Origin of the sequence: Streptomyces sp. NPDC048415, from assembly GCF_040651675.1 — a bacterium.
In the GTDB taxonomy this organism is placed as follows: domain Bacteria; phylum Actinomycetota; class Actinomycetes; order Streptomycetales; family Streptomycetaceae; genus Streptomyces.
This window is the reverse complement of the sequence record NZ_JBEZKJ010000099.1, coordinates 21,156-28,027: the sequence shown is the minus strand read 5'-3', so window position 1 is coordinate 28,027 and position 6,872 is coordinate 21,156. Positions and strand designations below refer to the sequence as shown.

At 67.4% G+C, this 6,872-nt stretch carries 5 protein-coding genes; 4 read left to right on the top strand and 1 reads right to left on the bottom strand.

Annotated elements, in window-relative coordinates; genetic code table 11:
* Positions 1-114 precede the first annotated feature (114 nt).
* Complete coding sequence (gene purU, locus AB0D27_RS38085) at positions 115-987, bottom strand: formyltetrahydrofolate deformylase (protein ID WP_362518127.1); 873 nt, start codon at positions 985-987, stop codon at positions 115-117.
* A 219-nt stretch (positions 988-1,206) separates the two neighbouring features.
* Between purU and AB0D27_RS38080 the strand changes: the two genes are divergently transcribed.
* The 4 genes from AB0D27_RS38080 to AB0D27_RS38065 are packed head-to-tail and all read left to right on the top strand — an operon-like array spanning position 1,207 to position 6,777.
* The gene (locus tag AB0D27_RS38080; protein WP_362518124.1) at positions 1,207-2,676 is read left to right on the top strand and encodes an aldehyde dehydrogenase family protein; all 1,470 of its coding nucleotides are present in this window, start codon (positions 1,207-1,209) and stop codon (positions 2,674-2,676) included.
* Between the two features lie 20 nt (positions 2,677-2,696).
* Positions 2,697-3,785: a glycine betaine/L-proline ABC transporter ATP-binding protein gene (locus AB0D27_RS38075; RefSeq protein WP_362518122.1), complete on the top strand. Its 1,089-nt coding sequence runs from the start codon at positions 2,697-2,699 to the stop codon at positions 3,783-3,785.
* Positions 3,785-5,794: an ABC transporter permease subunit gene (locus AB0D27_RS38070; RefSeq protein WP_362518119.1), complete on the top strand. Its 2,010-nt coding sequence runs from the start codon at positions 3,785-3,787 to the stop codon at positions 5,792-5,794. Before AB0D27_RS38075 ends, AB0D27_RS38070 begins: the two co-directional genes overlap by 1 nt.
* Positions 5,795-5,808: 14 nt before the next feature.
* Entirely contained in the window at positions 5,809-6,777 is a 969-nt protein-coding gene (locus AB0D27_RS38065; RefSeq protein WP_362518116.1) for an ABC transporter substrate-binding protein, read from the top strand.
* The last annotated feature ends 95 nt before the right edge of the window (positions 6,778-6,872 follow it).

Here is a 6,872-nt window from a genome sequence, read left to right as displayed (position 1 = left end):
CGACGAGGGCACGCGCCACCAGGTCTTCCTCACCGACACCCCTCACGGCGAAGGCTCCCTGCAGCATCTGGAACAACTTCTTCCTCCAGGCCGCCCCACGCTCGTGCCCATGGCTCAGCGGAAGACCACCGTGCGGTTGCCGTCCACCATGACGCGGCTCTCGCTGTGCCACTTCACCGCATGCGCGAGCACCTGTGCCTCCACGTCCCGTCCCACCGTGACCAGCTCGTCCGGGTCGAGCGAGTGGTCCACGCGGACCACGTCCTGATCGATGATCTGTCCCTCGTCCAGGTCCGGTGTCACATAGTGCGCCGTCGCGCCGACGAGCTTCACGCCGCGCTCATACGCCTGTTGGTAGGGGCGCGCGCCCTTGAAGCTGGGGAGGAAGGAGTGGTGGATGTTGATGGCACGGCCCTCCAGCTGCTTGCACAGGTCGTCGGAGAGGACCTGCATGTAGCGGGCCAGTACGACCAGGTCGACGTCCAGCTCGCGCACCAGCTCCAGCAGGCGCGCCTCGGCGTCGGGCTTGGTGTCCTTGGTGACCGGGATGTGGTGGAAGGGGATGCCGTAGGTCTCCGCCAGTCCTTCGAAGTCCCGGTGGTTGGAGACGATCGCGGGGATCTCGATGTTGAGGGCGCCGGTGTGCCGGCGGAAGAGCAGATCGTTGAGGCAGTGGCCGAACTTGGACACCATGATGAGCGTCCGGGTCGGGGTCGAGGCGTCCCAGAGGGTCCAAGAGATCCGATAGGCCTCGGCTACGGGACCGAATCGGTAACGCAGATTTTTCAAGTCGGCGTTTGGATCGGAAACGTCGAAGTGCACCCTCATGAAGAAACGGTCCTGGAGTCGATCATCGAACTGCTGGCTCTCCAGGATGTTGCCGGAGTTCCTGACGAGAAAGCCGCTCACGGCGTGGACCAGTCCGGCGCGATCCGGACAGGCGAGTGTGAGGACGTACTCACGGCCAGGATGCGGTCGAGGGGACATGGGCAGCCTCCGTCGGTGCGTATTGCACAACATGGTGAGCGATACGCAACATGGTTCAGTCAGGCGCGGCTTGCGGTCAAGAGTGGGCGAGCAACTGGCCGCATAGCGGAATCGTCATCCGCCAACCCCTTGACGTATGTCCGCACATTCGCCATGGTGTTCCACCACAAGCAATTCGGTGCACGATGCGCAACGAATTCCGGTCGAAGGGCTCCGCGCGTGGCAGACCTGTATGTGGACGGAGAATGGCGCGATCCGGTGGCCGGCGGTCACCGGGAGATCCGCTGTCCCGCTGACGGCACGCTCGCCGCGACCGTGTCCGAAGGCACGCGTCCCGACGCCGAGGCCGCCATCGCCGCGGCCCGCCGGGCCTTCGACGAAGGACCCTGGCCGCGCACCCCCGAGCGGGAGCGCGGCGCGCTGCTGCTGCGCACCGCCGACCTCATCGAGCGCGACGCGAAGGAGTTCAGCCGCGCCGAATCCCTTGACACCGGCAAGCGGCTGGTGGAGAGCGAGTACGACATCGCCGACGTCGTCTCCTGCTTCCGTTACTATGGCGGCATCGGGGGCACCGATGCCGGCCGGGTGATCGACACCGGCCGCGACGACGCCGTCAGCCGCGTCGTCTACGAACCGGTCGGCGTGTGCGGGCTCATCACCCCGTGGAACTACCCGCTGCTCCAGGCGTCGTGGAAGGTCGCCCCCGCCCTCCTCGCGGGCAACACGATCGTCCTCAAGCCCAGTGAGCTCACCCCCTCCACCTCGATCCTGCTGGTGCGGGCACTCGAGGAGGCCGGGCTCCCGGCCGGCGTAGCCAATCTCGTCCTGGGCGCCGGACCCGAGGTGGGCGCGCCGCTCTCCGAAGACCCGGCCGTCGACATGGTCTCCTTCACCGGGGGCCTGGAGACCGGCAAGCGCATCATGGCCACCGCGGCCTCGTCCGTGAAGAAGGTGGCGCTCGAGCTCGGCGGGAAGAATCCCAACGTCGTCTTCGCCGACGCCGACTTCGAGACGGCTGTGGACTTCGCTCTCACGGCCGTCTTTCTGCACTCAGGACAGGTCTGCTCGGCCGGCGCCCGCCTGATCGTCGAGGACTCCCTCCACGACGCCTTCGTCGACGAGGTCGTGCGCCGTGCCCGGCAGATCCGCCTCGGCGGCCCCTTCGACCCCGAGGCCGAGACCGGAGCGCTGATCTCCGCGCAGCACCGGGACAAGGTCGAGGCGTATGTCGCGGCGGGCCTCGCCGAAGGCGCCGTACTGCGCTGCGGCGGCGAACGCCCCGGTGATCCCGCACTGGCGAACGGCCACTTCTACCCGCCCACCGTTCTCGACGAGTGCCGGCAGGACATGCGTGTGGTGCACGAGGAGTCCTTCGGCCCCGTGCTCACCGTGGAGCGCTTCCACGACGAGGACGACGCCGTACGCATCGCCAACGACACCGAGTACGGACTCGCGGGAGCCGTCTGGACGCAGGACGCGGGGAAGGCCCAGCGGGTCGCCCGGCGGCTGCGCCACGGCACGGTGTGGATCAACGACTACCACCCCTATGTGCCGCAAGCGGAATGGGGTGGCTTCGGGCACTCCGGCGTGGGCCGGGAGCTGGGACCGAGCGGCCTGGACGAGTACCGAGAGCCCAAGCACATCTGGCAGAACATCCAACCCCGGCCGCAGCTCTGGTTCCGCGGCTGAATGCCGAAGAGAGGTCGATCGTGACCCCAGCACAGACCGAGGTGCCGCAGCGGCGCGGCACGCCACAGGACTCGGCCCCCACCCCGGTCATATCCGTGCGCAAGCTGTGGAAGGTGTTCGGGCCGAAGGCAGACCAGGTACCGGACTCCGAGGAGCTGTGCGGGCTCACCCGCCGCGAGCTGATGGACCGCACCGGATGCACCGCCGCCGTGCGCGACGTGAACTTCGAGGTCTCGCCCGGCGAGGTCTTCGTCGTCATGGGACTGTCCGGCTCCGGCAAGTCCACCCTGGTGCGATGTCTGACCCGGCTGATCGAACCCACCGCTGGCGAGATCGTCTTCGAGGGCGAGGACATCCGAGACGCGGACGCCAAGAGGCTGCGCGAACTGCGACGCAGCAAGTTCTCCATGGTCTTCCAGCACTTCGGGCTGCTGCCCCACCGCCGGGTCGTCGACAACGTGTCCTTCGGACTGGAGATCCGCGGCATGAGCAAGGCCGAGCGCACCAGGCGGGCCCTGGAGGTCGTCGAACTGGTCGGCCTCTCCGGCTACGAGAACTCCTACCCGGACCAGCTCTCCGGCGGCATGCAGCAGCGCGTCGGCCTGGCCCGGGCGCTGGCCGGCGATCCGGACGTGCTCCTTTTCGACGAACCCTTCTCGGCGCTCGACCCGCTGATCCGCCGTGACATGCAGAACGAGGTCATCCGCCTGCACCACGAGGTCGGCAAGACGATGGTGTTCATCACCCACGACCTCTCCGAGGCGCTCAAGCTGGGCGACCGCATCCTCATCATGCGCGACGGCAAGATGGTCCAGTGCGGTACCGGGGACGAACTGGTCGGCGCCCCCGCCGACGACTACGTACGCGACTTCGTCAAGGACGTGCCGCGCGGCGACGTACTGACCCTGCGCTGGATCATGCGTCCGGCGGCGCCGGGCGACGCCCTGGACGGCCCCGAGTTGGGCCCGGACGTCGTGGTGCGGGAAGCCACCCGGGCGGTGCTGGCGGCCGAGAAGCCGGTCAAGGTCGTCGAGAACGGCAAGCTGCTCGGCATCGTCGGCGACGAGGAGATCCTCGCGGTGGTCGCCGGACAGGAAGGCGACATGTGATGACCGTCGCCATGGAGAAGCCGGAGAAGACAGACAAGGCGCAGAAGGCGGAGAAGGCCACGCCCGTCGCGGGCGTGCGCAGGGTCAGCCGCCGCATGATGGTGGCCGCGATCCTGGTTGCCTGGCTGGCGCTGTTCGCCGTGCTGCGTGGACAGCAGACCCTGACGCTGGCGGCGGCGGACCTCACCGGTCTGCACCGCTGGTTCAACGACGTCAACGACACGATCGGCGCGGACCGCAACTCCAACCCGCTGTTCCTGTACTTCTTCAACGAGATCCGTCTGGTCATCGACAACCTGGTGACCTTCATCCAGTCGCTGATCTCCCAGCCTTCCGACGGCCGCCCGCTGCCGCAGATCGGCTGGCTCGGCGTGGTCGGCATCGCCGGCTACATCTCCTGGGCGGTGGGCAACTGGCGCGTCGCCCTCCTGGCCGTGGCCGGCTTCACCTTCTTCGGACTGCAGGGCCTGTGGCTGGAGAGCATGGACACCCTGGCGCTGACCCTCTCCGCGGTCTTCGTGGCGCTGCTGTTCGGGATCCCGCTGGGTGTGTGGGCGGGGCTGTCCGACCGGTTCAACCGGATCATGACGCCCTTCCTGGACTTCATGCAGACGATGCCGACCTTTGTCTACCTCGCCCCCTTGACGCTGTTCTTCCTCATCGGTCCTGCCTCCGCCACGATCGCCACGCTGATCTACGCGGCGCCACCGGCGATCCGCATTACCGCGCACGCCATCCGTTCCGTACCGCAGACCACGGTCGAAGCCGCCGACTCCATGGGATCGACGCGGAGACAGACGCTGCTCAAGGTCCTGCTGCCGATGTCCAAGCGGACCGTGGTGATGGGCGTCAACCAGACCATCATGGCCGCCCTGGCCATGGTGACCATCGCGGCCCTGATCGACGCGCCCGGCCTCGGAAAGACCGTCGTCCAGGCCCTGCAGTCGCTCGACGTCGGCACGGCCTTCAACGCGGGCCTGGCCATTGTGGTCATGGCCATCGTCCTCGACCGGGTCACGACGGCGGCGAGCGGAAGGGCGGAGGCGGCCCGGCGCTCGGGCCATCGCTTCCTCAAGTGGCGGCGGCCGCTGCTGGTGGGAGGCGCAGTGGCGGCGGCGGTGCTGGTGTATCTGTCGCACACGTACGTATGGGCGGCCGAGTTCCCCGGCGAGGGCAGCACCGGCAGCAATATCGCGAGCGCGGCGGACAACGTGACCACCTGGGCGCAGGACAACTTGTCGGGCATCACGAACGCCTTCCGCGACGCCATCACCAACGGCCTGCTCAATCCGTTCCAGACGCTGCTGACCGACTCCCCGTGGTGGCTGGTCGGCGCGGCCCTGGTCGGACTGGGCGCGGTGCTGGGCGGATGGCGTGCCGGGGTCACCACGGCCGTGTGTGTGGGACTGCTGGTCGGCACGGGCGTGTGGTCGGACAGCATGACGACGCTGGCGTCGACCGTCGTGGCGACCGTGCTGGTGATGCTGCTCGGCATCACCTTCGGGGTGTGGATGGGGCGCAGCCGGCTCGTGGACCGGCTGCTGCGGCCCACCCTGGACGCCGCTCAGGTCATGCCGCCGTTCGTCTATCTCGTGCCGTTTCTGGCGCTCTTCGGCGCGACGCGCTTCACAGCGATCGTCGCCGCCGTCGTCTATGCCGTCCCGGTCGCCATCAAGATCATCGCGGATGGAGTGCGGGCCGTGCCCGAGACCACCGTCGAAGCGGCCACCGCTGCCGGGTGCAACACCTGGCAGATCATCACCAAGGTTCAACTGCCGATGTCACGCAGTGCCCTGACGCTCGCGACCAACCAGGGCCTGATCTACGTGCTGTCGATGGTTGTTGTGGGCGGCCTGGTAGGAGCGGGCGCCCTCGGCTACGACGTCGTGGCCGGATTCTCGCAGGGAGAGCTGTACGGCAAGGGGCTGGCGGCGGGGCTCGCCATCGTACTGCTCGGTGTCATGTTCGACCGGATCACTCAGGCAGCGGCGCGACGTACGAGCGCATAAGGAGAGCACGGACCATGGCAACGCAAGTAAAACAGTGGAGAGTCGGCGCGGCCGGCATAGCGGTCCTCGGCCTCACCCTCACCGCGTGCGGCGGTGCGAAGGTCGGTGACAGCTCCGCCGGTTCGAGCAGCTCGGGCAAGTGCGGAACCTTCAACCTCGCGGTCAACCCCTGGGTGGGCTATGAGGCGGACGCGGCGGTTGTCGCGTATGTCGCGCAGCACGACCTCGGCTGTACGGTCAACAAGAAGGACCTGAAGGAAGAGATCGCCTGGCAGGGCTTCGGGACGGGTGAGGTCGACGCCGTCCTGGAGAACTGGGGTCACGACGATCTGAAGAAGAAGTACATCGCCGGGCAGAAGACCGCCGTCGAGGCAGGTCAGACCGGCAACAAGGGTCTGATCGGCTGGTACGTGCCGCCGTGGCTGGCGAAGGCGCACCCGGACATCACCGACTGGAAGAGCCTGAACAAGTACGCGTCCAAGTTCAAGACCTCGGAGTCGGGCGGCAAGGGTCAGCTCCTCGACGGTGACCCGTCGTACGTCACCAACGACGAGGCGCTGGTGAAGAACCTGAACCTGGACTTCAAGGTGGTGTACGCGGGAAGCGAGACCGCGCTCATCCAGGCCTACCGGAAGGCCGAGAAGAACAAGGAATGGGTGATCGGCTACTTCTACGAGCCTCAGTGGTTCATTTCCGAGGTGCCACTGGTCAAGGTCTCCCTGCCGGCGTACAAGACGGGCTGTGACGCCGACGCGGCGAAGGTCGCCTGCGACTACCCCGTGTACAACCTGGACAAGGTCGTCAGCGCGAAGTTCGCCAAGTCGGGCAGCCCGGCCTATGACCTGGTGAAGAAGTTCAACTGGACGAACGACGACCAGAACACCGTGGCCAAGTACATCGCGGTGGACAAGATGTCGGCCGACGCGGCGGCGAAGAAGTGGGTCGAAGCCAACCGCGACAAGGTCGACGCCTGGATCAAGTAGGGGCAGGGCGGCACTGTCTCCGGCCCCGGGCCGCCGACGGAGCGTTGCCGCACGAGTGACCCGGAAACCCGCCGGACGGGCCCGGCAGGCTGCGC